Genomic DNA, 22,307 nt, shown 5'->3' with positions numbered 1-22,307 from the left:
TGAGTATCAATCAATATTAATTAAAAGTTATAAGATAACCCCATATAAACCGAAGTGATAGCACTATTGTCAACCATAGGACTACTTGCCGCATCACCAGTTAATTTGTCGATATGAATACCGCCAAAAGTCGCTATATTTTTGGTTAATGAATATTGCGCAGCTATTTCGGCATAAGGTGTTAATGAACTGCCTGCATTAAAGTATTGTAATTTTGAACGAGACGATTCTTTATACGAAACGCCATAATAATAATCATTATGTTTACTATTAGCCCAATTTATACCAATAGACGGTGCTATAATTAAATTACCCTGCATATAAGGGACAGTATAATCGGCATTAGCTAAAACACTATCACTTTCGTTTAATACATCAGCGCCGATACTACTAGAAACCACTCCCCAATTGGTCACAATAGAATATTCTATTTCTGCCAGTAATGTTGAGTGACGGCTATTAAGTTGCCTTAATTGGTGATTATCTGAATTGTGTGGTTTAAATTCATTAGATAAGTAGCGAGCACCAATTGAGACGCTTTGATTATCAGTATTATAAGCATAAACGCCAGCAGATAAATCATCAATAAAAAATAGCCCATTGTTATAATCGATATGAGGAATAGGGTAATAATTATCATTATAATTTTTATAAGGTGAATTTGCCCAACCCATGCCTAAACCAAGGGAAGTTGGCTCAGCTAATGCAAACTGTGCAGTTCCTAAAGTGGTTATAGATAAAATAGAAAGTCCACAAAGTATTTTTTTCATTTTTTTATGCTTATATAAAAAGTGAATGTTTATTACAAATTAATAAGATTTAATTGTTTAGCTAATCGTCACACAATCTATACATTAACTGTACATTGTAACAAGCAAATTTCTTGAATAATAATGCCACATTTTATTGTATTTGAATATTGATTAGTGAGATAAATTATGAGTAAACCAACTTTAGAAATGACTAACAGTCGTCCTAATGATGCTACATTGTTAGCTGATGAAGCGAAATATTGCTCTTTTGGTGATACCGTACATTATGTTGAGCCACCAAAAATCTTTGACGGTTGTGAAGGTAGCTACATGTATGACAAAGAAGGTAAAGCTTTCCTTGATCTACAAATGTGGTACTCAGCATGTAACTTTGGTTATGCCAATGAACGCTTAAACAATGTTCTTAAAAAGCAAATTGATACCTTACCACAATGCGCTAGCCAATATTTACATCCTACAAAAATTGAATTAGCCAAAACCATTGCCCAAGGTATGGAAAAGCGATTTGGTTATGAAGGGCGGGTACATTTCAATGTAGGGGGTTCACAGTGTATTGAAGACTCGTTAAAAGTAGTGCGTAATGCAACAGGTGGTAAATCACTAATGTTTGCTTTCCAAGGTGGATACCACGGCCGTACACTTGGCGCCTCATCAATCACATCAAGTTATCGTTACCGTCGTCGTTATGGTCATTTTGGTGATCGAGCGATGTTTGTTCCGTTCCCATATCCTTTCCGTCGTCCTAAAGGTATGACTGCTGAAGAATATGGCGAACATTTAGTCGCTGAGTTTGCACGCCTGTTTGAAACTGAATACCATGGTGTTTGGGATCCAAAAGTTGGGCAAGCAGAATACGCTGCATTCTATGCTGAGCCTTTACAAGCAACAGGTGGTTATATAGTTCCTCCTCGTAATTATTTTAAAGGCCTTAAAAAGGTTTTAGATCAGTATGGTATTTTATTGGTGGTTGATGAAATCCAAATGGGCTTTTATCGTACTGGTAAGCTTTGGTCAATTGAACACTTTGATGTTAAGCCTGATGTGGTGGTTTTTGCTAAAGCGTTAACTAATGGTCTTAACCCGCTTGGTGGTTTATGGGCGCGTGAAGAATTAATTAACCCTGAGGTATTCCCAGTTGGTTCAACACATTCAACATTTGCATCAAACCCATTAGGTACGGCAGTTGGTCTTGAAGTATTAAAAATGACTTCTGAAACTGATTACGAAAAAATGGTAATGGATAGTGGTGCTTATTTCCTTGAAGGCTTAAAAACACTTGAGAAAAAACACAAAGAGATCGGTGAAGTTGATGGTTTAGGTTTAGCGCTTCGTGCAGAAATTTGTACAGAAGATGGTTTTACAGCCAATAAAGCACTTGTTGACAAAATGGTTGATATTGGTATGTCAGGTGATCTTGATTGGAAAGGTACCAAAATGGGTTTGGTGCTTGATATTGGTGGTTACTATAAAAATGTGATTACTTTTGCGCCATCATTACATATTTCTCGTCAAGAGATTGATCAAGGTATTGAGCTTCTTGATCAATTAATTACACGAGCTAAAAAAGAACTTTAATCATTCATTTTAAGTCCCCGCCACATCTATTGGCGGGCTTGCGTGTTACAGCCAATTATATATTTGAACATTATGAAATACATCAATCAGTTAGAACCTAATGAATTAATAGGCAATTTTCTAGAGCACCCTCCACAAGGTTTTTCAGCATGGCTTAGCGTAGATGGTGTGCCTGTTTTTTCAGCAAAGTTTGATCTTTTGACCACTGCCGATGATGATTTCAGACATAAAATTCAAAAACTTCCTTTTTATAATAAATGGCGGCGTTATTTACAGCCCCATACTTGTTTTGTTGGTGCTACTGTTTCGGAATATGCATTATTAACTGATAACGTTGATGCGAATCAATTGGCTGCTCACCTTAAAGCAGCTTATGCTAAGCAGTATTCTTTTTTTATTGTTAAAGATATTCCTGTTGCATCCCCTTTACTAAACGAAAAAGACAACCATTATTCAATGCATTTTATTTCGTCATTAAAAGAAAATGGTTTTATCGAAGTTGAAGGGCAAGCATTGGCTTGGGTACCGATTGATTTTAGTGATATGGATGAAGTTTTTTCTCGTTTTTCGTATAGTCGACGTAAAAATTTTAGACGAAAACTAAAATCACGCAACAAGCTAGCCATTCATATTTTGCATAGTGGTGATGATTGTTTTTACCAACAAGCGGTTATAGATGAGTATTACCAACTTTATCTTAATGTCTATCAGCAAAGCGAAATACATTTTGATTTATTGACTAAATCTTTTTTTACTCAGCTATTACAAAACAAAACCCAAAATGCGCATATTGTAACTTATTATCATGATGATAAATTGGTTGGATATAATATTTGTTTTGTGGTTAATAATATGCTAGTTGATAAATATATTGGTATGGTTTATCCACAGGCTAGAGCGCTTAATCTCTATTTTGTAAGTTGGTTTGTTAATCTTGAATATGCTTTACAGCAAGGTTTTAGTCACTATATTGCAGGTTGGACTGATCCCGAAGTAAAAGCTTCGTTAGGTGCAAAATTTACCTTTACAAAACATTTAGTTTATATTCGCAATCCATTATTAAGAGCTGTATTACGAAGATTGATTAGTCATTTTGAAAGTGACAAGGAGAAAGTAGCATGACATGCCCTATTATTCTCAACTTTGATCAAAGTGTTGGTAAAATCGATTATGCTAACACAATTGATGTTACCCAGTGGCAAGATACAATTCGTTTTGGCTGTACTAAAAAGACGTTTAACCAATTTAACAATGTGTTACAGCAATTTTTACCAGAAAGTTATGGTACGGTACTAATGGGGAGTGGTGATTTTCATCATATTTCATTATTGCTTATTGAACGTTTAGCAAAGCAATATTCTGCTGATAACCCGATTCAAGTTGTGATTTTTGATAATCATCCTGACAATATGCGTTATTTGTTCGGTATCCATTGTGGATCATGGGTAAGTTATGTGGCAAGTTTGCCTTTTGTGAGCCATGTACATGTGCTTGGTATTACCTCTCATGATATTGGGCTTGCTCATTTTTGGGAAAATCGATGGGCGCCACTGTTTCATAAAAAGTTGACCTATTGGAGCTTAGATGTCAATGTCACATGGGCCAAAAAAATAGGTTTAGGGCATGCTTTTCGACATTTTGCAACACCAGATGATCTTATTGCTAACTTTCTATCAGAACAATATCATAGCGCACAGCCTGTTTATGTCTCGATTGATAAAGATGTATTGAGTGAAGAGGTTATTCACACCAACTGGGATCAAGGTAGATTACAAACTTACCACCTACTTGATACTATTTCTTCAATTAAATCTAGAATTGTCGGTAGCGATATTACGGGGGAACTATCAATATGGCAGCCAGCAAATTGGTTTAAGCGTTTGCTTAGTTCGCTTGATAAACAACCTACCATATCACCAAATAACCTTGTTAATTGGCAACAAGAGCAACATCAGCTTAATTTGACGTTATTAAAGGCATTAGCAGTATAAATTTTTGTAAAAAATTTTCAGGAAAGTACGCGTTTAAGTATAAAAATCACCTACTTTCCTTGCTATATTGGAATTTAACGTTGAAGATTGTTTGACTCTTGTTTAGATAATTTACTTTCTGCTAACGCTAAAAAAAGAATGCCAGAAATAATTAGTATTGTGCCAATTAACTTGAATAATGTAATTGGTTCGTGAAATAGCCAGATTGAAACAACCATAACAGTTACAACCTCAAAGTGAGATGCTGCAAAAGCAGGGCCTACAGGGGCTTTTTTTAGTAACGTCATCCAAGTAAAAAAAGTTAAAATATACCCAGCTATTGAGATATAAATCCATGGATTAGTAAATACACGAACTAACCAATCAACGCTCATAGCTAATGGTTCTGCATGTATTGCAGTTAATTTAAAACTACACTGTGCAATAGTGTCAAAAAACAACAATACGGTAAATCCAATGATATAAAATCTGGCCATATTAAGACATTCCTACAAAAATAACGCCTGCTGTGATTAATAGCATGCCAATTAAGCGATAAATGGTTAGCAATTCCTTAAAAATTACTCGACCTACTAGCATGATAGTAATGATATTAAATGAAGCAAGTAATACGCCTTGCGAAAGCGGTACTAATGTTAAAAAAGCCAACCATAATAAAAATTCAGCTACATAAGCGATAATGCCAACCCAAATCCACTTATTTTTAGCTAAATCTAACCAATAGTACCAACCATCGCGGTTATTGGGAGCAATGGCGGCAAATTTAAAAGCAACTTGTCCTAATGTATCAAAACAGATATTACTAACCCAAAGAATGATAACTAATGGCGACATTATGCTTTGATTCCTTCTGCAATATTATCAAAAAACGACGCGCACTCTTTGATTACTTCACGGCGTTGGCTATCAATGGTAATTAAATGATAACTATCATTTAATACCACTAATTTTGTTGGACCTGATACCGATTTTTCAACTAATTTGGCATTGGTTTCTATATTAGCAATATCATCATTACCTGAATGCATAATTAAACAGGGTGATGTCACTTTAGGTAATTGCTGACGCATCTCTTTTGCCAGTAATTGCATTTCGGCAAGTGCAGGAAACGGGTTACCAGCAAGCCCTGCTGATGCCGCATCGCCACTTAACATACTTTCAGAAACCACAGCCCGAATACGCTCGTCTTTAAGCCCGTAAGGTGGTTTTTCAATAAACACTTTCTTTTGGAAAATACCCAATTTCTTAAAATAAACCAGTAAGAAAAACAGTTTTTTTGCCCAAAATGGCATACTCCAACCATCATAACAAAATGTCGGTGCTAACACGCCAACGCCTTTAATTTGTTCAGGTCTGTCTGCGGCCAATTTTAGTGCCAATAATGCCCCCATTGATAAACCTGCTACAAACATATTCTCTACATGCTGTGCTAAATAATCAGCCCCATCTTGCACGCTTTTATACCAATCTTGCCATGTTGTTTTACACAGATCTTCTTCAGTACCACAATGCCCAGCTAATTGAATGGCATAAACGGTAAACCCTGCTTTATTTAAACCATTAGCTAAAATTCGCATTTCATTCGGAGTGCCAGTTAAACCATGAATCAATAACACGCCGTTTTTATTACCAGGTAGAAAGTAAGATAAATCTTCAATTTTACTCATTAAAATTCCTTATTCTTTTACCATCATGACAGGAATAACCCTTTGTTGTGCCTGTTTTAATGCGTTAGTTACATCAGCAAAGCTGGTGATTTTACGGTGTACTATTTTATTTTTTTCACAATAATTAACGAGCTTATCTTTGGCAAAAACAAAATCAACATTATGTGATACGCAATAGTCTGACGTACCATCGCCAACATAAAGAATCTGCGTAAAGTGCTGTTGTTTTTTAACATGGTTACATTTGCAGTTACCACTTTGCTTAATACAGCTTTTATTTGCGTAAGGGAATTCAAGACGCCAACTACGCGCATTATTATGCATCAGTTTATTGGCAAAAATAGGTAAATTCTCAATACCATGACGCTTTAAAATAAACTCAATGGCATAATCTAACCCATCACTCACCACGTGAACGGGAATACTATTTTGTTCGGCGTAATGAATAAAAGCTTTAAAAGCAGGATCAATCTCAATTTGTGATAAAACGCAATTAAGCTCCTCTAAGCTGGCGTCCATTAAAGCAATTTGTTTGCTCATACACTCTTGAGAGCCAATTTTGCCATTAACCCATAATTCTTCAAGCTCATCACAACCATCTTGACCAAAGTGGCTAAGTAACGTATCAGTCACATCTTTTACACTAATTGTGCCATCAAAATCACACAAAACAATTGGTGAGTGATGCTGGGTATAAGATGGGTGAAAGACCGTGTTTGTTATCGACGAAAAAGTGTTCATTTTTAATATAAAAATAGTCTAATTATAGATATTGGCGCAAATTCTCTCATAGAGTGGCAATAAACTTTGTAGGCTCTTTGTATATATTTTGTAACGGAGAATAAATTGTCTGTATAATGAAGTATCTTCAGTACAAGCAGTGGTAACTAAAAACAGATAATGAGTGAACGTATATTAATCATCGAGGATGATCAACGGTTAGCCAACTTAATTCAAGTTTATCTTATTCGACAAGGCTATCTTGTTGAGTGGCATAATAGCGGTGCTGGCGCTGAAGAAAAGATCCAACAACTAAACCCTGATTTAGTCATATTAGATGTCATGCTACCTGAAAAATCGGGTTTTGATATCTGCCGAGATATTCGCTCATGGTTTACTAACTATATCCTAATTATGACTGCTAGCGAAGATAATATTGATGAAATTGTAGGGCTTGAACTAGGCGCTGATGACTACTTGGCAAAGCCTGTTGAACCAAGACTACTGCTTGCCCGAATTCGAGCACTATTACGTCGAAAACAAATAGAAACCGACAAAGACAACACAAAAGAACATATTATACCTCAGAATAATAAAACATTAATCTTCGACCAATTAGCTATCGATGGCGAAAATCGCAAAGTCCTATTGCAAGAACATGAGATTGATTTAACCACCGCCGAGTTTGATCTGCTTTGGCTATTAGCTATTAATGCAGGAAGTATTTTGTCTCGAGATGATATATTTTCACAAGTTCGCGGTATTGATTTTGATGGCAGTGATCGTTCCATTGATGCGCGAGTCTCAAGACTTCGCCGAAAATTACTTGATGATCCCGATAATCCGTCACGAATCAAAACCGTTCGAGGCAAGGGCTATTTATTTATGCGAGAAGGGGAAAACCATTGAGACAATTACTTGCTAAGCCGCTATTTTTTAATCGCCGAATTGTCTTTTACCTCGTTATTTTACTATCATTGCAATGCATTATTGCCTATGGTGCATTACTAGTATTTGATTCGTTACCTTCATCATTAACTGATATGCCCGATGATCATATTGTCTTTCGAGAATCACAACGAGGCACGGTTAACTTGATTCGTATGCGCATTGATGAAAACAAAGATCGTCCTATTCAAGAAGTTGTTGACGAATTACAGCCTTATTTTGGTTATCCTATTATTGTGCTACCTGCCAATACACCACTATCTAAAACCGTGCACCAAGAGTTAGAAAAGTTAGGATTTTCATATGATAGTGATGAAGAGGTCATCTATATTGCTCTAAAAGACGGCCATTTGTTGCAACTAGGTCCAATGGTAATGCGAGATATTTTAAAATCCAATACGATGTCATTATCTGTGTTTTTAATTATCTGGGCTTTGTTCAGCGCGATTATCTTTTTTATTTTAATTTATATGGCTTTTAGTGCTGTTTGGAAAGATTTACTCAATATCAGACAAACAGCTGAACAGCTAGGACAAGGTAATTTAAAAGCACGGACAGTAAACGTAAAAGGCTGGTTATTTAAGCCGCTTGCCAACGTACTAAATAACATGGGCATGCACATTGAACACTTAGTCAGCACCAATCAAACCATCTCCCACGCAATGGCACACGAACTGCGTACACCACTGGCTAGAATGCGATTTGAACTTAGCATGCTTGAAGAATCTAACGACGAACAAGAACGCTTATTGTTACAAAAAGGCATGGGTGATGATATTAACGAACTTGAAACATTAATCAACGCCAGTTTAAATTACTTTAAAATGCAACAAAGTAATATTGAACTCAACTTAACGCGTATATCGCTAAAACAGTGGGGAGAAAGAATCTGTCAATCGTTAATATTATTTAAACCCAAAGACTTTGAACTTACTTGCAATAGCCAAAATGTCCAAGCAACCATTGACACCAATTTAGCTGAAACGATCGTCAAAAATCTTTTGCTCAATGCCTTTAAATATGCCACCCATAAAGCCGTATTAAACATTAGCAAACAAGAAAATCGAGTCATTATTGAAATTGATGATGATGGTGCAGGCATCCCCTTTGAAGCACGAGAAAAGATCTTCATGCCTTTTGCTAGACTTGATACCAGCCGTACTCGCTCAACAGGCGGATACGGCCTAGGTTTAGCTTATGTAAAATTAATGGCTGAATTTCATGACGGCAAAGCGTTTGTTGTCACAAGCCCATTAGGTGGTGCAAGATTTGTGGTTTCATTAAAATCAGGTGATGAATAGCGGCTATATTTATAGGTCAATGTGGTCAAAAACACCGAATTGTTTACACTTCATGATTAAAATAATCCGCTAAAAATCATAAGATGTTTTTCCTGAAATCGCTTTATGCGGTCATAACGGTATGATAAAAATTAATAAAGCATTTAAATTTTGTTTTCACTCTTTTGAGTCGTCAAATATTCGCTGATTATGCTGCATCTCAATTCAAAATTCGTATCACGCTTTCGGCTTTTCCATTAGTTTATGGGCAGGTGATTTTTGCTTGATATACCGGTTATCACACAGTTTATCTAAATAAATCAATACAGTATTATTTTTGTTAAAAAGTTTCAGGAGTGTACTACGTTTATGTATAAAAACATTAAAAATCAAATATATAATCTCAAGCAAATATTCTCTAGTTTGCTGCTTCGTTTCATTTTTAAGTAAAGGTAAACCTTTGGTATCAACCTGTCGTATTTCGTTCAGAAAGGTTTTGTTATCGCCTTTAGCTTGCCGTCTTAATTTATTTTCAATCGGGCTTTTTTTAGTACGTTATAAATGGTAGGACAACTGACTATAAAGCGTTTAGCCAAAAATTGGTGACCGTTATTTTTCTTTTTGATATCAGCGCTCTATCGCTTGTCTGTGATAAGGCGTTAGTTTTGTTTTTGTATATTCATTACAGTAGTTTCTCAAATTACTGTAAACAACGCGAAGAATTTCTACAGCTAATGCATTGGTTATTTTATTAAAAAATAGCATTGCTTAATCAAAAGCCAATTTTGTCGATACAAATAGCCTGTTTTCCGTTTCAGAAATAACAAAAATTTGTTATATTCATCCACTAACACAAAAATAATGGCAAGCAAATATTCTTAATTTGTTATTAATAAATATATCATCAGAGGTTTTTTATGAGCGGTTCACTACCGACTGAGACTGAAACTCGTCCAACAAACTTTATCCGTCAAATTATTGATGCGGATCTTGCTGCTGGCAAATATAAAACAACGCATACTCGTTTTCCGCCAGAACCAAACGGCTATTTACATATTGGTCATGCTAAATCAATCTGTTTAAACTTTGGCATTGCACAAGACTATCAGGGTAAATGTAATTTACGTTTTGATGATACCAACCCAGCTAAAGAAGATGTTGAATATGTTGAATCGATCAAACAAGATGTTCGTTGGTTAGGATTTGAATGGGATGGCGACATTTGCTATTCGTCTGATTATTTTGACCGATTATATGAATATGCCATTGAGCTTATCAAAAAAGGACTTGCCTATGTTGACGAGCTATCAGCTGATGAAATTCGCGAATATCGGGGCACATTAACTCAACCAGGTAAAAACAGCCCTTATCGTGATCGTCCTATTGACGAAAACTTAGCACTGTTTGAGCAAATGAAAGCGGGTAAATTTGCTGAAGGAAAAGCCTGCCTAAGAGCTAAAATTGACATGGCATCGCCATTTATCGTTATGCGTGATCCTGTGATATACCGTATTAAGTTTGCTGAGCACCATCAAACAGGTAACAAATGGTGCATTTACCCAATGTATGACTTTACGCATTGCATTTCTGATGCGATCGAAAACATCACACATTCACTCTGTACGCTTGAATTCCAAGACAACCGTCGTTTATATGATTGGGTATTAGATAATATCACTATCGAAGCACGCCCACATCAATATGAATTTTCAAGATTAAATTTAGAGTATGCCATTACCTCTAAACGTAAATTAAATCTATTAGTATCAGAAAAAATTGTCGATGGTTGGGACGATCCACGCATGCCAACTATATCGGGGTTGCGTCGCCGTGGCTACACACCAGCGTCGATCCGTGAATTTTGTCGCCGAATTGGTGTTACCAAGCAAGAAAATACCGTTGAAATGAGCACGCTTGAGTTTTGCATTCGTGAAGACTTGAACGAAAACGCACCTCGCGCAATGGCGGTGCTCGATCCTGTCAAGGTTGTGATTGAAAACTTTTCAGACAATATTGATGAAATACTTAGCATGCCAAATCACCCAAATCGTCCAGAATTAGGCACGCGTGAAGCGACCTTCACCCGTGAAATCTATATCGACCGAGCCGATTTTAGGGAAGAAGCCAACAAAAACTACAAGCGCCTAGTACTTGGTAAAGAAGTGCGTTTGCGTAATGCCTATGTAATTCGTGCTGATCGTGTTGAAAAAGACGCCGAAGGCAATATCCAAACAATCTATTGTAGCTACGATCCGGCTACATTAAATAAAAACCCAGAAGACGGACGTAAAGTGAAAGGCGTGATTCATTGGGTTTCGGCTAAGTTTGCAAAATCTGCTGAAATTCGCTTATATGATCGCCTATTTAACACACCAAATCCAGGTGCTGCCGAGGACTTCTTAGCAACCATCAATCCAACATCTTTAATCATTAAACAAGGTTTTGTTGAAGCAAGCTTACAAAATGCCGAGGTTGGAATGGCTTATCAATTTGAACGTGAAGGCTACTTCTGTTTAGATAGCAAATATGCAACCGACGATAAGCTAGTGTTTAACCGAACCGTAGGGTTAAGAGATAGCTGGAACGAAGCCTAATTTAACTCAACCATTCACCGACTTATTAGGTCGGTGAATGGTTCTACTTGCCACCATATTCACATTACTGCAACCTACATTACTTCAATTGTAGGAATTGCTCGTATCTAATTTTTCTATCCAATAAATCAATAGAAAAACAGAAAGTATAATATGCACTTTCATAGTAATGTGGCATAATCAGCAAAATTTAAAAGTATAATTATATCATCCTAAAATAATATAGTAAGAAAAAAGTAGTACATTTTTTATCAAAGGAAATTTTACTCATGCATATCCATTTTATTATTCACGAGGCTTTTGAAACACCGGGTGCTTATGAGCAATGGGCAATAGATCAACATCACACAATAACTTATTCTCGTGTTTACCTTAATGAACCACTTCCTAGTAGCATTGATAATATCGACTTTCTTATTATTATGGGGGGGCCACAGTCACCATCGACAACCAAACAAGAGTGTGCTTATTTTAATTCACAGGCCGAACAAGCTGTTATTTTATCGGCAATAAATGCGGGTAAAATGGTTATTGGTGTGTGTTTAGGAGCACAATTAATTGGTGAGGCATTAGGTGCAAGTCATACTCAAAGTCCCGAAAAAGAAATTGGCAAATTCCCGATTACATTAACGCAAATCGGCAAAGATAATCTTTTATTTACCGATTTTGGACATACTTTAGACGTTGGTCATTGGCACAATGATATGCCAGGTTTAACCAAAGATGCTCAAATTATTGCGTATAGTGAAGGATGTCCTCGTCAAATTATTGCATACAGTAAATTTGTTTATGGTTTCCAATGCCATATGGAGTTAACACCTGAAGTCGTTGAATTATTAATTGCCCATTCACAAAAAGAACTTAGCCAAGCTGAAAAATACCGCTTTGTCGATACACCTGATAAGCTTCGCTCTCATGATTACACTGAAATGAATCAAACACTTTTTGCTTTTCTCGACAAGTTAAGCCAACGCTATCTGTCACCTTTAGAAAAATAACTGATTATATCTTGTCGATAAGGGAATGGAAAATATGCAGGATATTATTATCGATAAACCGATAAAACGTAGTAAATTAAGGCTAAAATTAGGCAAAGAATATTTTATCTTAAAACGAAAATTTGATTGGTGGCGACATCGTAACGCATATTGCACTGTCGACATAAATAATAATACATGTTGTTATTCACACAAAAAACATCAGTCTGTTTTATTAAGACAACTAAAAGATGTTGATATGTATTTACAATATAACAAAATCACTAATCTTAGATTAGCAATTGAAAAACTTAATGGCTCAATCATTAAGCCTAATCAACGTTTTTCGATCTGGCAAAAAGTAGGACGCCCATCCAAACGGCGAGGATTTCTTGAAGGACTATCGCTGCATAATGGACAAATAGGTAAAGATATTGGCGGCGGTTTGTGCCAATTAGGTAACTTAATTTATTGGATTGTATTACATTCTGATTTAACTATAGTAGAGCGTTGGCGACATAGCTTTGATGTTTTTCCTGATGTTAACCGTACCATTCCATTCGCTTGTGGCGCAACTTTATCGTATAACTATGTGGATTTACAATTACTAAACAAAACCAATACCACTTATCGCCTTAATCTTTGGCTTGATGATGAATATTTACATGGCGAATTACTTGCTGATACGCCTTTATCTTATACTTATGAAGTCTTTGAAACCGATCACCGCATTGAACAACAATGGTGGGGAGGCTATACCCGACATAATAAAATATGGCAACGTAAAACACATTTAATTGATAATCACGTTGAAGAAAAGTTAATTAGTGAAAATCACGCTATTATGATGTATATCCCTTATCTAAAAAATAATGACGATTAATAAAATAGATAGTCATTAACTATCTATCTAATAGATTGTTAGTAATATTAATAGCCCGTATACTACTAAGATAAAGTAGTTAATAATATGAAAGGAACAATACCATGACTTATACTTTACCGCCCCTACCTTATGCTTATGATGCATTAGAACCTTATATCGATTCAGAAACTATGCATCTTCATCATGATAAGCATCATCAAACTTATGTGAATAATGCTAATGCGGCGATTGAGTCATTGTCTGCTGAACTAAAACAGTTATGCCCAAGCGAATTATTAAAAAATTTAGATAAAGTCCCCGCTGACAAATTAACCGCTATCAAAAATAATGTGGGTGGACATGTTAATCACACCTTTTTCTGGGAACTTTTAAAAGTCGGTACTGAATTTAAAGGCGAGCTTAAAACTGCAATCGAAAAGGATTTTGGTTCAGTTGACGCCTTTAAAGAAAAATTTGCAGCAGCGGCAGCAACTCGCTTTGGTTCAGGTTGGGCTTGGTTAGTATTACAAAATGGTAAACTTGAAGTTGTTTCTACAGCCAATCAAGATTCACCGATAATGGGCGAAAAATTTGCTGGTGTGTCTGGTACGCCAATTTTAACGCTTGATGTTTGGGAACATGCTTATTATTTGAAATATCAAAATCGCCGTGTTGATTATATTGGTGCATTTTGGAATGTAGTTAACTGGGATAAAGTTGCTGAGCTATACGCTGAAGCAAAAAAATAACTTGATCGTACTCATATTCTTTTCACTTTAAAAAATGGCGCCTTGTGCGCCATCTTTTCTTTTCGAACAATACTTTATTTACTGAGTCAAAGTCAAAAATAGTAATTGGCAATTGCTAAATTATGCCTAAATCCGCTACAATGAACGCTTGTTTAAAACAATCATAAAACTGAGCAAACCAATTTAAATCATGTTTGAAATTAATCCTGTTAAATCAAAGATAGCAGAACTTACCGAACGCACAGCCGTGATTCGGGGGTATCTTTGACTATGATCTAAAAAAAGAACGGCTCGAAGAAGTCAATGCCGAGCTAGAGCAATCGGAAGTATGGGCAGATCCAGAAAAAGCACAAGCGTTAGGTAAAGAACGCGTTGCACTTGATGAAATCATCAATACCATTCACTCATTAACTCAAGGTCTTGACGATGTTGAAGGCTTGCTTGAACTTGCCATTGAAGCTGAAGATCAAGATACTTTCGATGAAACTAATTTTGAACTTGAACAGCTAGAAAAAAAACTGGCAGGGCTTGAGTTTCGACGAATGTTTTCTGGTAAATATGATAGTGCAGATTGTTATTTAGATATCCAATCAGGCTCAGGGGGAACTGAAGCACAAGACTGGGCAGAAATGTTACTCAGAATGTATTTGCGTTGGGCTGAATCAAAAGGCTTTACAACCGAAGTAATGGAAGTTTCAGATGGCGATGTTGCTGGCATCAAATCAGCAACGATTAAAGTATCGGGTGATTATGCTTATGGTTGGTTACGCACAGAAACTGGCGTACACCGCCTAGTTCGCAAAAGCCCATTTGACTCAGGCAATCGACGCCATACCTCGTTTGCTTCAGTATTTGTTTATCCTGAAATTGATGATGATATTGATATCGACATTAACCCAGCTGATCTTCGTATTGATGTTTACCGAGCATCGGGCGCTGGTGGTCAGCACATTAATAAAACCGAGTCGGCGGTACGAATCACTCATATTCCAACAGGCATTGTTACTCAATGTCAAAATAACCGTTCACAACACAGCAATAAAGATCAAGCAATGAAACAGTTAAAAGCGAAACTGTATGAGCTTGAGATGCAAAAAAAGAATGCTGAAAAACAACAAATGGAAGAAACTAAATCTGACATTGGTTGGGGGAGCCAAATTCGCTCTTACGTGCTTGATGATTCGCGTATCAAGGATTTGCGTACTGGCGTTGAAACTCGTAATACACAGGCCGTATTAGATGGCGATTTAGATCAATTTATTGAAGAAAGCTTAAAAGCAGGTTTATAAACTGCTTGGTTATAAATAAAAGGTAAAATTATGTCAACAGAGCAGCAAGATCAACAAAACCAAATTGAAGAGTTAAATAACGAACTAAAAGTACGTCGCGAAAAGCTGGCTAATCTTCGCAATCAAGGTATTGCTTTCCCTAATGATTTTCGCCGTGATGCGACTTCTAGTGATCTCCATAAACAATATGGCGATAAAACCAATGAAGAGCTTATTGAACAGAAAATTACCGTAACTGTGGCTGGCCGTATGATGATGCGTCGTATTATGGGTAAAGCCTCTTTTGTTTCTCTACAAGATGTTGCTGGACAAATCCAACTTTATGTTACTCGTGATGATCTCCCTGAAGGTTTTTATAACGAGCAATTTAAAAAATGGGATTTGGGAGATATTGTCGGCGCTAAAGGTTACCTATTTAAGACTAAAACTGGTGAGCTTTCTATCCACTGTGAAGAAATTCGTTTATTAACTAAAGCTCTTCGCCCATTACCTGATAAGTTTCATGGACTTGCCGACCAAGAAATGCGTTACCGTCAACGTTACTTGGATCTTATCACAAATCAAGAATCAAGAGAGACTTTTAAAGCGCGTTCCAAAGTTGTCAGTGAAATCCGCAACTTTATGATTGAAAACCACTTTATGGAAGTCGAAACGCCAATGATGCAGGTCATTCCGGGTGGTGCATCAGCTAAACCATTTATTACGCATCACAATGCGCTTGATTTAGATATGTATATGCGTATTGCGCCAGAACTTTATCTAAAACGATTAGTTGTAGGCGGCTTTGAGCGTGTATTTGAAATTAATCGCAACTTCCGAAACGAAGGTGTATCACCAAGGCATAACCCAGAATTTACCATGATGGAAATGTACATGGCTTATGCTGATTACAAAGATCTGATCGTATTAACAGAAACATTATTCCGTCGTTTAGCTATTGCGGTAACAGGTGATACTGTTGTGCAATATGGTGAACATACGTTCGATTTTGGTAAACCATTTATAAAAATGACCATGCGTGAAGCCATTTGCCATTACCGCCCCGAAACCAATAATGCTGATTTAGATGACTTTGATAAAGCTTGTGCCATAGCACAATCAGTTGGTATAAAAATTGAAAAAAGTTGGGGACTTGGTCGAGTTGTAACTGAAATTTTTGAAGAAGTAGCTGAATCAAACTTAATTCAACCAACTTTTATTACCGAATACCCAGCAGAAGTATCACCGCTTGCTCGCCGTAACGACGAAAACCCATTTGTAACAGACCGATTCGAGTTTTTTATTGGTGGTCGTGAAATTGGCAATGGATTCTCAGAACTTAACGATGCTGAAGATCAAGCTCAACGCTTTGCTGATCAAGTATCACAAAAAGATGCGGGTGATGATGAAGCGATGTTTTATGATGAAGATTATATTACAGCGCTAGAGCACGGTTTACCACCTACAGCAGGACTTGGGATAGGTATTGACCGTACCGTGATGCTATTTACTAATAGTCATACGATTCGTGATGTTATTTTATTCCCTACCATGCGTCCAATCAAATAAAAACGGTTTATCATTAAAAACACACTTATTTTTGGATAAGTGTGTTTTTATACTGAAACACATACTTTCCTGAAAGTTTTTAACAAACAGCTAGCTGTTTTTTAGATTATTTTTTTGTAAAAAATATTCAGGATTCTATACCGTTTCGCAATTTATTATAAATATTGTTGGCTATAAAAATACCCAACAATATATAAGGAATTTAATGAGTATCTGTCGACTTTTCTTGACGAGGTAAGATCAGGTTTAACACAATGGCTAAAATTCCGCACAAGCTTATACCTTGTAATGCATATGAACCAAAGTCAAAAACCATACCACCAATACCAAACACCAAAACTAATGAAACAATACACATATTACGCGATACAGACAGATCGACCTTATGTTTGATTAAAATATTAATACCCACTGATGCAATAGAACCAAATAGCAGCACCATAATTCCACCCATAACAACCGTTGGAATTGAGCTTAAAAATGCTCCGATCTTACCGACAAAAGACATTAAAATAGCCCAAACAGCTGCCCATGTCATTACTCGCGTTTTAAAATTTCGGGTTAAGGTTACAGCGCCAATCACTTCAGCATAAGTAATACAAGGCGGTCCACCAAAAAGACCGGCAGCCGAAGTTGCAAGCCCATCACCTAATAATGTGCGTTGCAAACCAGGATCGCGTGTATAGTCTTTACCTGTTACCGAACCAATTGCCATAATATCACCAACATGTTCAATGGTTGGTGCGATAACAATTGGAATCATATATAAAATGGCTTGCCAATGAAACTCAGGGAACGTGAAATCTGGCACTTTAAACCATGGCGCATTAATAACAGGTTGAAAATCGACAATGCCAAATAAACAAGACAATATATATCCCACCAAAATACCTGAAATAATAGGTAATAATTTTAGAAATCCTTTTGCCCAAATTGCCACAATTAAAGTCGTTAATAGTGAAACCATTGATATTATAATCAATTTATAATGTTCGACTGGCACATTAATGTCTTTACCCATTGCCATTCCTACCGCAACAGGTGCAAGTGATAAACCAATAACCATAATAATTGGACCAGTTACAACTGGCGGTAATATACGGTCAATAACATGGCTACCATTAATTTTTACTAAAAAAGCAAAAAACATAAAAACAAAACCTGCAGCCACTAAACCGCCTAAAGTAGCAGGAATGCCCCATTGTGCAACACCAAATGAGATAGGGGCAATAAAAGCAAACGATGACGCTAAAAATACAGGAACTTTACCTTTGGTTGTCAATTGAAATAACAACGTACCAACACCAGCAGTAAAAAGAGCTACATTTGGGTCTAATTTTGTAAGCATTGGAACTAATACCAAAGCCCCAAAGGCGACAAATAACATCTGTGCACCAGTAAAAATATCTTGCCATGAATGTTTATGCTGTGATGTTATATTTTTTGTTTTATCTGTTGTGATATTGCTCACATCTCGCCTCTCTTATTTAACTAAGTTTGTTGTATAACTTGCTTGATTTACAAGCATAAAAAAACCGGATAAACCGGTCTAAAATTTGAGATTTTATTTTGTGCCGAAGATTTTGTCTCCAGCATCACCAAGTCCTGGTAATATGTAGCCTTTCTCGTTCAACCTCTCATCAATCGATGCAGTATAAAGTTCAACATCTGGGTGAGCTTGTTCAAGTACTTTAATGCCTTCTGGTGCAGCAACTAAAACCAATACTTTAATATTTTTACAACCTGCTTTTTTAAGTAAATCGATTGTCGCCACCATTGAACCACCCGTTGCTAACATTGGATCAACAACTAAAGCCATTCGCTCTTCAATATCCGAGGTTAATTTCTGGAAATAAGGAACAGGTTCTAACGTTTCTTCGTTACGGTAAAAACCGACAACACTAATACGCGCACTTGGAATATGCTTAAGCACACCATCCATCATACCTAAACCCGCACGCAAAATAGGCACAACCGTAATTTTTTTACCTTTAATTTGCTCAACTTCAACAGGCCCACACCAACCATTTATGGTGACTTTTTCAGTAGGGAGATCAGCTGTTGCTTCATAAGTTAATAAACTACCAACTTCACTGGCAAGATCGCGGAAGTCTTTGGTGCTAATATCGTGTTCACGCATTAAACCAATTTTATGACGGACGAGGGGGTGTTTAACTTCAACTATTTTCATGGAGGGAACCTCAGTGTTATTTTCTATAATCTGTTAGTTGGTATAAATAACCACTGAGCGGTAATTCTAACACAGATACCTACTTTATGAAAACCTGAAATCAACAGGTTTATCGACAGTGTAAATATTAGTAAAAATATCAACAATAAAAATCAGTTTAATTTTCGTTTTATTTTCATTAGAATCGTTATCAGTTATTAAATAAAAAGGGATAGGGAATGAATTGGTTTATTGATTGTATTACAATAAATTATGCAAATTTTAATGGGCGAGCTTGCCGTAAAGAATATTGGATGTTCTCTTCGATCTATATTGTTCTAATTATTTTGATGATAATTATTGATAATATGATGAAAAATAACCTCGTTTTAACTTTGAGCTTGGTGTTGACTTTATTTGTTCCTAATTTCGCAGTTACAGTACGCCGTTTGCATGATGTTGATAAACCGGGTCGGTACTTTTGGACTGCAACACCTTATACGCTATTAAAACTTATGTGTACCGATTCAACTCCTGGTCCTAACCAATATGGCGAAAACCCTAAAGGGATGTAGTTTGTTAATTAGCCTAGTCACCAAACTACCGTTATTTTTTGGTAGACCTACTGTTGCTTTATCGTTAGCAAACAACCAACTTCACTATATCAAGATCGCAAAACGCTTTTGGTACTAATATCCTGTTCACACATTAAGCCAATTTTATGGCATTAGTTGGTATAAATAACCACTGAGCGGTAATTTTAAAAATAGATATCCACTTTATAAAAACTGGAAATCAACAAGTCAATGGCAATTAAATTTTGATAAAAAATAAAAAATATTTAATTCAATGATAAAAATCAGTTTTATTTTCGATTTTTTTTCATTAAAATAACAAAACCTAAATTATTTTTTAAAACTTATCAAAAAAGGATATATATAAGGATGAATTGGTTTATTAGTTGTATTACACAAAATTATGCAAATTTTAATGGGCGAGCTCGCCGTCAAGAATATTGGATGTTTACTCTTTTCGGTTTTCTTTTAAATCTTGCTTTGAGTATTGTTGGAGTGATCCTTATTTCAATTAGTACCTCTTTAGTGTCAGTAACAAATATTATTAGTTTTGTTGTTTGGGCAGCATTATTTCTTCCAAGTTTGGCTGTTGCAGTACGACGTTTACATGATACAGATAGATCTGGTTGGTGGGTATTAATTGCTTTGGTTCCATTGATTGGCGCAATTGTGTTATTGGTTTTCGCATGCATGGACTCAACACCAGGCAGCAACCAATACGGTGAAAACCCTAAAGGATTATAATTTACTAATAACCTTATCACCAAAGGTGGTAAGGTTAAATCATTAACAATATTATCCCCTATCTTCTAAATACTTTCTCCATCTAGATACTCAACCGGCAAATCAATCACTTTTTGCTCAACCTTCTCGCCGTTGATTCGTTTTAATAGCAGTTCAGCCGCAATTTTCCCCATCTCAATTCTTGGTGTATGTATAGAAGCCAATTTTGGATTCATATATTGACCAATTTTATGCCCATGAAACCCGACAATAGCTATCTTTTTAGGGACATCAATATGCAACCGTTGACATTCAAGTAATACCCCTAAAGCCAAATCATCATTGGTACTAAAAATACCATCAACACAAGGAAACTCTTTTAAAATTTGATGCAAAAATCTTGCCCCTAATTCATAAGATGATGCTTCTTTAGTCGCTAGCGTCCGAGGTGTCAATCCAGCTTCTTCCATAGCCTTTTCATAACCTTGTTGACGAATAATACTTCGCTGATCTTGCCTTGCACTAAAATAGACAATATTTCGGCGACCTTTATCTATCATTTTATCAATCATATTTCTGGTTGCAGTAAAATTATCAAATCCGACAGCCATATCAAGACAAGGCGAAACACTATCCATAATTTCAACCACTGGTACACCAGCCATTTCGATCATCTTTAATGTTGCAGGGGTATGTGTTCTTTCGGTTAAAATCAATCCATCAATATTATATGAAAGCAACGAACGCAAACGAGACTCTTCTTTTTCTGCGCTGTATCCAGTATGGGTAATCATGGTTTGATATCCGCTAGCATCAGTCACCATTTCAATACCTTTTAAAATATCGGCAAAAACTTGATTAGTTAAAGAAGGGAACACAATACCAATGGCATTGCTTTTAGCATTAGACAGCATATCGGGAGCTTTATTAGGAATATATCCTAGCTTATCTATTGCGGCTGAAATTTGTAATTGAAGTGGTTTAGATACAAGATTGGGATCACGTAAAAAACGACTCACTGTCATTTTACTAATCCCGATTAAATTTGCAATTTCCTGCAAACTTGTTCGACGTCTTTTATTATTACTCATGTTTGTTTTTCCGCTAGTCTTGGTTGCCAATCTATTGCTTTTTTACCTTGTTGCATAATAAGGTCATTCGCTTTGGAAAAGTGCTTACAGCCAAAAAAACCACGATGAGCAGATAACGGTGATGGATGCACCGATGTTAATACATGATGTTTTTGGCGATTAATAAACTGCCCTTTTTTTTGTGCAGGAGATCCCCACAATAAAAAAACCACACCTTCAAGATACTCATCGATTACTGCTATCACATTATCAGTAAAAGTTTCCCAACCTATTTTTGCATGAGAATGCGCTTGCCCAGCTTCAACAGTCAACACATTATTTAATAGTAATACACCTTGAGCAGCCCAAGAAGCTAAATAGCCATGAGAAGGAATTGTAAAACCATCAATATCGGTTGCCAGTTCTTTATAAATATTAACTAACGATGGTGGTGTCTTAACTCCGGGTAAAACAGAAAAAGAAAGACCGTGAGCTTGATTAGGACCATGATAAGGATCTTGCCCTAAAATCACCACTTTAATTTGATCAAATGGCGTAAAACGAAACGCATTAAACACATCATGCTGAGGAGGATAAATAACTTTGCCATTGGCTCGCTCTGAAGCCACAAATTGCATTATTTGTTGAAAATAAGGCTTTTCTTTTTCACCACCAATAACATCATGCCAAGTTAAATTTGTCGTCATATTTTATACCACTCATTAATAATGCCTGTGTTGCTTAGCAAAAGCTAATTTAGCTTAAGACATAATAACCCAACAAAAGCAAAAAT

Annotated in this window: 22 protein-coding genes; 13 read left to right on the top strand and 9 right to left on the bottom strand. The window is 36.2% G+C overall.

Annotated elements, in window-relative coordinates:
• Positions 1 to 20: 20 nt before the first annotated feature.
• Entirely contained in the window at positions 21 to 770 is a 750-nt protein-coding gene (locus tag GA0061080_RS01205) for a MipA/OmpV family protein (RefSeq protein ID WP_091119674.1), read from the bottom strand.
• 168 nt (positions 771 to 938) lie between these two features.
• On the opposite strand from GA0061080_RS01205, the gene GA0061080_RS01200 reads away from it, so the two are divergent.
• The 3 genes from GA0061080_RS01200 (at position 939) to GA0061080_RS01190 (ending at position 4,339) form a co-directional block, all read left to right on the top strand.
• Positions 939 to 2,348 (top strand): aspartate aminotransferase family protein, encoded by a 1,410-nt coding sequence (locus GA0061080_RS01200; RefSeq protein ID WP_245174424.1) that lies wholly within the window; start codon positions 939 to 941, stop codon positions 2,346 to 2,348.
• Positions 2,349 to 2,420: 72 nt separating this feature from the next.
• Positions 2,421 to 3,470, top strand: a complete 1,050-nt coding sequence (locus tag GA0061080_RS01195) for a GNAT family N-acetyltransferase (RefSeq protein WP_091119853.1) — start codon at positions 2,421 to 2,423, stop codon at positions 3,468 to 3,470.
• On the top strand, positions 3,467 to 4,339 hold the full coding sequence (locus GA0061080_RS01190) for an arginase family protein (protein ID WP_091119671.1): 873 nt from the start codon (positions 3,467 to 3,469) through the stop codon (positions 4,337 to 4,339). The genes GA0061080_RS01195 and GA0061080_RS01190 overlap by 4 nt, the downstream gene beginning before the upstream one ends.
• 74 nt (positions 4,340 to 4,413) lie before the next feature.
• Here the strand turns inward: GA0061080_RS01190 and GA0061080_RS01185 are convergent, their stop codons facing one another.
• Genes GA0061080_RS01185 through GA0061080_RS01170 form a run of 4 tightly spaced genes read right to left on the bottom strand, consistent with a single transcriptional unit; the run spans position 4,414 to position 6,747 of the window.
• A complete protein-coding gene (locus GA0061080_RS01185) occupies positions 4,414 to 4,815 on the bottom strand; it encodes a DMT family transporter (RefSeq protein WP_091119667.1) in 402 nt (133 codons plus the stop codon).
• Position 4,816: 1 nt separating this feature from the next.
• Positions 4,817 to 5,173 carry an EamA family transporter gene (locus GA0061080_RS01180; protein WP_065635406.1) on the bottom strand — a complete coding sequence of 119 codons (357 nt, stop codon included), beginning with the start codon at positions 5,171 to 5,173 and terminating at the stop codon, positions 4,817 to 4,819.
• Positions 5,173 to 6,006, bottom strand: a complete 834-nt coding sequence (locus GA0061080_RS01175) for an alpha/beta hydrolase (RefSeq protein WP_091119663.1) — start codon at positions 6,004 to 6,006, stop codon at positions 5,173 to 5,175. The genes GA0061080_RS01180 and GA0061080_RS01175 overlap by 1 nt, the downstream gene beginning before the upstream one ends.
• Positions 6,007 to 6,015: 9 nt before the next feature.
• Positions 6,016 to 6,747 carry an MtnX-like HAD-IB family phosphatase gene (locus GA0061080_RS01170; protein WP_065635404.1) on the bottom strand — a complete coding sequence of 244 codons (732 nt, stop codon included), beginning with the start codon at positions 6,745 to 6,747 and terminating at the stop codon, positions 6,016 to 6,018.
• A 159-nt stretch (positions 6,748 to 6,906) separates the two neighbouring features.
• Here GA0061080_RS01170 and GA0061080_RS01165 point away from each other — a divergent pair, with 159 nt between their 5' ends.
• The 8 genes from GA0061080_RS01165 to lysS all read left to right on the top strand — a co-directional run bounded on the left by GA0061080_RS01165 (position 6,907) and on the right by lysS (position 16,976).
• Complete coding sequence (locus GA0061080_RS01165; RefSeq protein WP_065635403.1) at positions 6,907 to 7,635, top strand: winged helix-turn-helix domain-containing protein; 729 nt, start codon at positions 6,907 to 6,909, stop codon at positions 7,633 to 7,635.
• Positions 7,632 to 8,975 carry an ATP-binding protein gene (locus tag GA0061080_RS01160; RefSeq protein ID WP_065635402.1) on the top strand — a complete coding sequence of 448 codons (1,344 nt, stop codon included), beginning with the start codon at positions 7,632 to 7,634 and terminating at the stop codon, positions 8,973 to 8,975. The genes GA0061080_RS01165 and GA0061080_RS01160 overlap by 4 nt, the downstream gene beginning before the upstream one ends.
• 896 nt (positions 8,976 to 9,871) lie before the next feature.
• Positions 9,872 to 11,548 (top strand): glutamine--tRNA ligase, encoded by a 1,677-nt coding sequence (gene glnS / locus GA0061080_RS01155; RefSeq protein ID WP_091119659.1) that lies wholly within the window; start codon positions 9,872 to 9,874, stop codon positions 11,546 to 11,548.
• 269 nt (positions 11,549 to 11,817) lie between these two features.
• Positions 11,818 to 12,546: a type 1 glutamine amidotransferase gene (locus GA0061080_RS01150; protein WP_091119655.1), complete on the top strand. Its 729-nt coding sequence runs from the start codon at positions 11,818 to 11,820 to the stop codon at positions 12,544 to 12,546.
• A 25-nt stretch (positions 12,547 to 12,571) separates the two neighbouring features.
• A complete protein-coding gene (locus GA0061080_RS01145) occupies positions 12,572 to 13,408 on the top strand; it encodes a VanW family protein (RefSeq protein ID WP_209435684.1) in 837 nt (278 codons plus the stop codon).
• Positions 13,409 to 13,512: 104 nt separating this feature from the next.
• Positions 13,513 to 14,139 (top strand): Fe-Mn family superoxide dismutase, encoded by a 627-nt coding sequence (locus tag GA0061080_RS01140; protein WP_091119647.1) that lies wholly within the window; start codon positions 13,513 to 13,515, stop codon positions 14,137 to 14,139.
• Between the two features lie 190 nt (positions 14,140 to 14,329).
• Positions 14,330 to 15,428 (top strand): peptide chain release factor 2 gene (gene prfB / locus GA0061080_RS01135; protein WP_141683068.1). Its coding sequence is split into 2 segments (ribosomal slippage): positions 14,330 to 14,404 and positions 14,406 to 15,428, totalling 1,098 coding nucleotides; the frame shifts between segments, so codons are not numbered across the junction.
• A gap of 30 nt (positions 15,429 to 15,458) precedes the next feature.
• Complete coding sequence (gene lysS / locus GA0061080_RS01130) at positions 15,459 to 16,976, top strand: lysine--tRNA ligase (protein ID WP_091119642.1); 1,518 nt, start codon at positions 15,459 to 15,461, stop codon at positions 16,974 to 16,976.
• 202 nt (positions 16,977 to 17,178) lie between these two features.
• On the opposite strand, the gene GA0061080_RS01125 is transcribed toward lysS, so the two are convergent.
• Positions 17,179 to 18,414, bottom strand: a complete 1,236-nt coding sequence (locus GA0061080_RS01125) for a uracil-xanthine permease family protein (RefSeq protein ID WP_091119850.1) — start codon at positions 18,412 to 18,414, stop codon at positions 17,179 to 17,181.
• A gap of 126 nt (positions 18,415 to 18,540) precedes the next feature.
• Positions 18,541 to 19,167 (bottom strand): uracil phosphoribosyltransferase, encoded by a 627-nt coding sequence (upp, locus tag GA0061080_RS01120; protein WP_091119638.1) that lies wholly within the window; start codon positions 19,165 to 19,167, stop codon positions 18,541 to 18,543.
• A gap of 218 nt (positions 19,168 to 19,385) precedes the next feature.
• Between upp and GA0061080_RS01115 the strand changes: the two genes are divergently transcribed.
• Both GA0061080_RS01115 and GA0061080_RS01110 read left to right on the top strand, forming a co-directional pair.
• Entirely contained in the window at positions 19,386 to 19,721 is a 336-nt protein-coding gene (locus tag GA0061080_RS01115; RefSeq protein ID WP_091119634.1) for a DUF805 domain-containing protein, read from the top strand.
• A gap of 369 nt (positions 19,722 to 20,090) precedes the next feature.
• Positions 20,091 to 20,465, top strand: a complete 375-nt coding sequence (locus tag GA0061080_RS01110) for a DUF805 domain-containing protein (RefSeq protein ID WP_091119630.1) — start codon at positions 20,091 to 20,093, stop codon at positions 20,463 to 20,465.
• Between the two features lie 65 nt (positions 20,466 to 20,530).
• On the opposite strand, the gene gntR is transcribed toward GA0061080_RS01110, so the two are convergent.
• Together gntR and ung are read right to left on the bottom strand one after the other, a co-directional pair.
• Complete coding sequence (gene gntR / locus GA0061080_RS01105; RefSeq protein ID WP_091119626.1) at positions 20,531 to 21,535, bottom strand: gluconate operon transcriptional repressor GntR; 1,005 nt, start codon at positions 21,533 to 21,535, stop codon at positions 20,531 to 20,533.
• Positions 21,532 to 22,221 carry a uracil-DNA glycosylase gene (gene ung, locus GA0061080_RS01100; protein ID WP_091119623.1) on the bottom strand — a complete coding sequence of 230 codons (690 nt, stop codon included), beginning with the start codon at positions 22,219 to 22,221 and terminating at the stop codon, positions 21,532 to 21,534. The genes gntR and ung overlap by 4 nt, the downstream gene beginning before the upstream one ends.
• Positions 22,222 to 22,307: the final 86 nt, after the last annotated feature.

It is taken from the genome of Gilliamella intestini (assembly GCF_900094935.1).
Classification (GTDB): domain Bacteria; phylum Pseudomonadota; class Gammaproteobacteria; order Enterobacterales; family Orbaceae; genus Gilliamella; species Gilliamella intestini.
This window is presented reverse-complemented; position numbering and strand designations above follow the sequence as displayed.

What these genes read in the sequence shown, in the direction of transcription:
- GA0061080_RS01205 (WP_091119674.1), bottom strand. Translation starts at nt 770, where the DNA reads ATGAAAAAAATACTTTGTGGACTTTCTATTTTATCTATAACCACTTTA.
- GA0061080_RS01200 (WP_245174424.1), top strand. Translation starts at nt 939, where the DNA reads ATGAGTAAACCAACTTTAGAAATGACTAACAGTCGTCCTAATGATGCT.
- GA0061080_RS01195 (WP_091119853.1), top strand. Translation starts at nt 2,421, where the DNA reads ATGAAATACATCAATCAGTTAGAACCTAATGAATTAATAGGCAATTTT.
- GA0061080_RS01190 (WP_091119671.1), top strand. Translation starts at nt 3,467, where the DNA reads ATGACATGCCCTATTATTCTCAACTTTGATCAAAGTGTTGGTAAAATC.
- GA0061080_RS01185 (WP_091119667.1), bottom strand. Translation starts at nt 4,815, where the DNA reads ATGGCCAGATTTTATATCATTGGATTTACCGTATTGTTGTTTTTTGAC.
- GA0061080_RS01180 (WP_065635406.1), bottom strand. Translation starts at nt 5,173, where the DNA reads ATGTCGCCATTAGTTATCATTCTTTGGGTTAGTAATATCTGTTTTGAT.
- GA0061080_RS01175 (WP_091119663.1), bottom strand. Translation starts at nt 6,006, where the DNA reads ATGAGTAAAATTGAAGATTTATCTTACTTTCTACCTGGTAATAAAAAC.
- GA0061080_RS01170 (WP_065635404.1), bottom strand. Translation starts at nt 6,747, where the DNA reads ATGAACACTTTTTCGTCGATAACAAACACGGTCTTTCACCCATCTTAT.
- GA0061080_RS01165 (WP_065635403.1), top strand. Translation starts at nt 6,907, where the DNA reads ATGAGTGAACGTATATTAATCATCGAGGATGATCAACGGTTAGCCAAC.
- glnS (WP_091119659.1), top strand. Translation starts at nt 9,872, where the DNA reads ATGAGCGGTTCACTACCGACTGAGACTGAAACTCGTCCAACAAACTTT.
- GA0061080_RS01150 (WP_091119655.1), top strand. Translation starts at nt 11,818, where the DNA reads ATGCATATCCATTTTATTATTCACGAGGCTTTTGAAACACCGGGTGCT.
- GA0061080_RS01145 (WP_209435684.1), top strand. Translation starts at nt 12,572, where the DNA reads ATGGAAAATATGCAGGATATTATTATCGATAAACCGATAAAACGTAGT.
- GA0061080_RS01140 (WP_091119647.1), top strand. Translation starts at nt 13,513, where the DNA reads ATGACTTATACTTTACCGCCCCTACCTTATGCTTATGATGCATTAGAA.
- lysS (WP_091119642.1), top strand. Translation starts at nt 15,459, where the DNA reads ATGTCAACAGAGCAGCAAGATCAACAAAACCAAATTGAAGAGTTAAAT.
- upp (WP_091119638.1), bottom strand. Translation starts at nt 19,167, where the DNA reads ATGAAAATAGTTGAAGTTAAACACCCCCTCGTCCGTCATAAAATTGGT.
- GA0061080_RS01115 (WP_091119634.1), top strand. Translation starts at nt 19,386, where the DNA reads ATGAATTGGTTTATTGATTGTATTACAATAAATTATGCAAATTTTAAT.
- GA0061080_RS01110 (WP_091119630.1), top strand. Translation starts at nt 20,091, where the DNA reads ATGAATTGGTTTATTAGTTGTATTACACAAAATTATGCAAATTTTAAT.
- gntR (WP_091119626.1), bottom strand. Translation starts at nt 21,535, where the DNA reads ATGAGTAATAATAAAAGACGTCGAACAAGTTTGCAGGAAATTGCAAAT.
- ung (WP_091119623.1), bottom strand. Translation starts at nt 22,221, where the DNA reads ATGACGACAAATTTAACTTGGCATGATGTTATTGGTGGTGAAAAAGAA.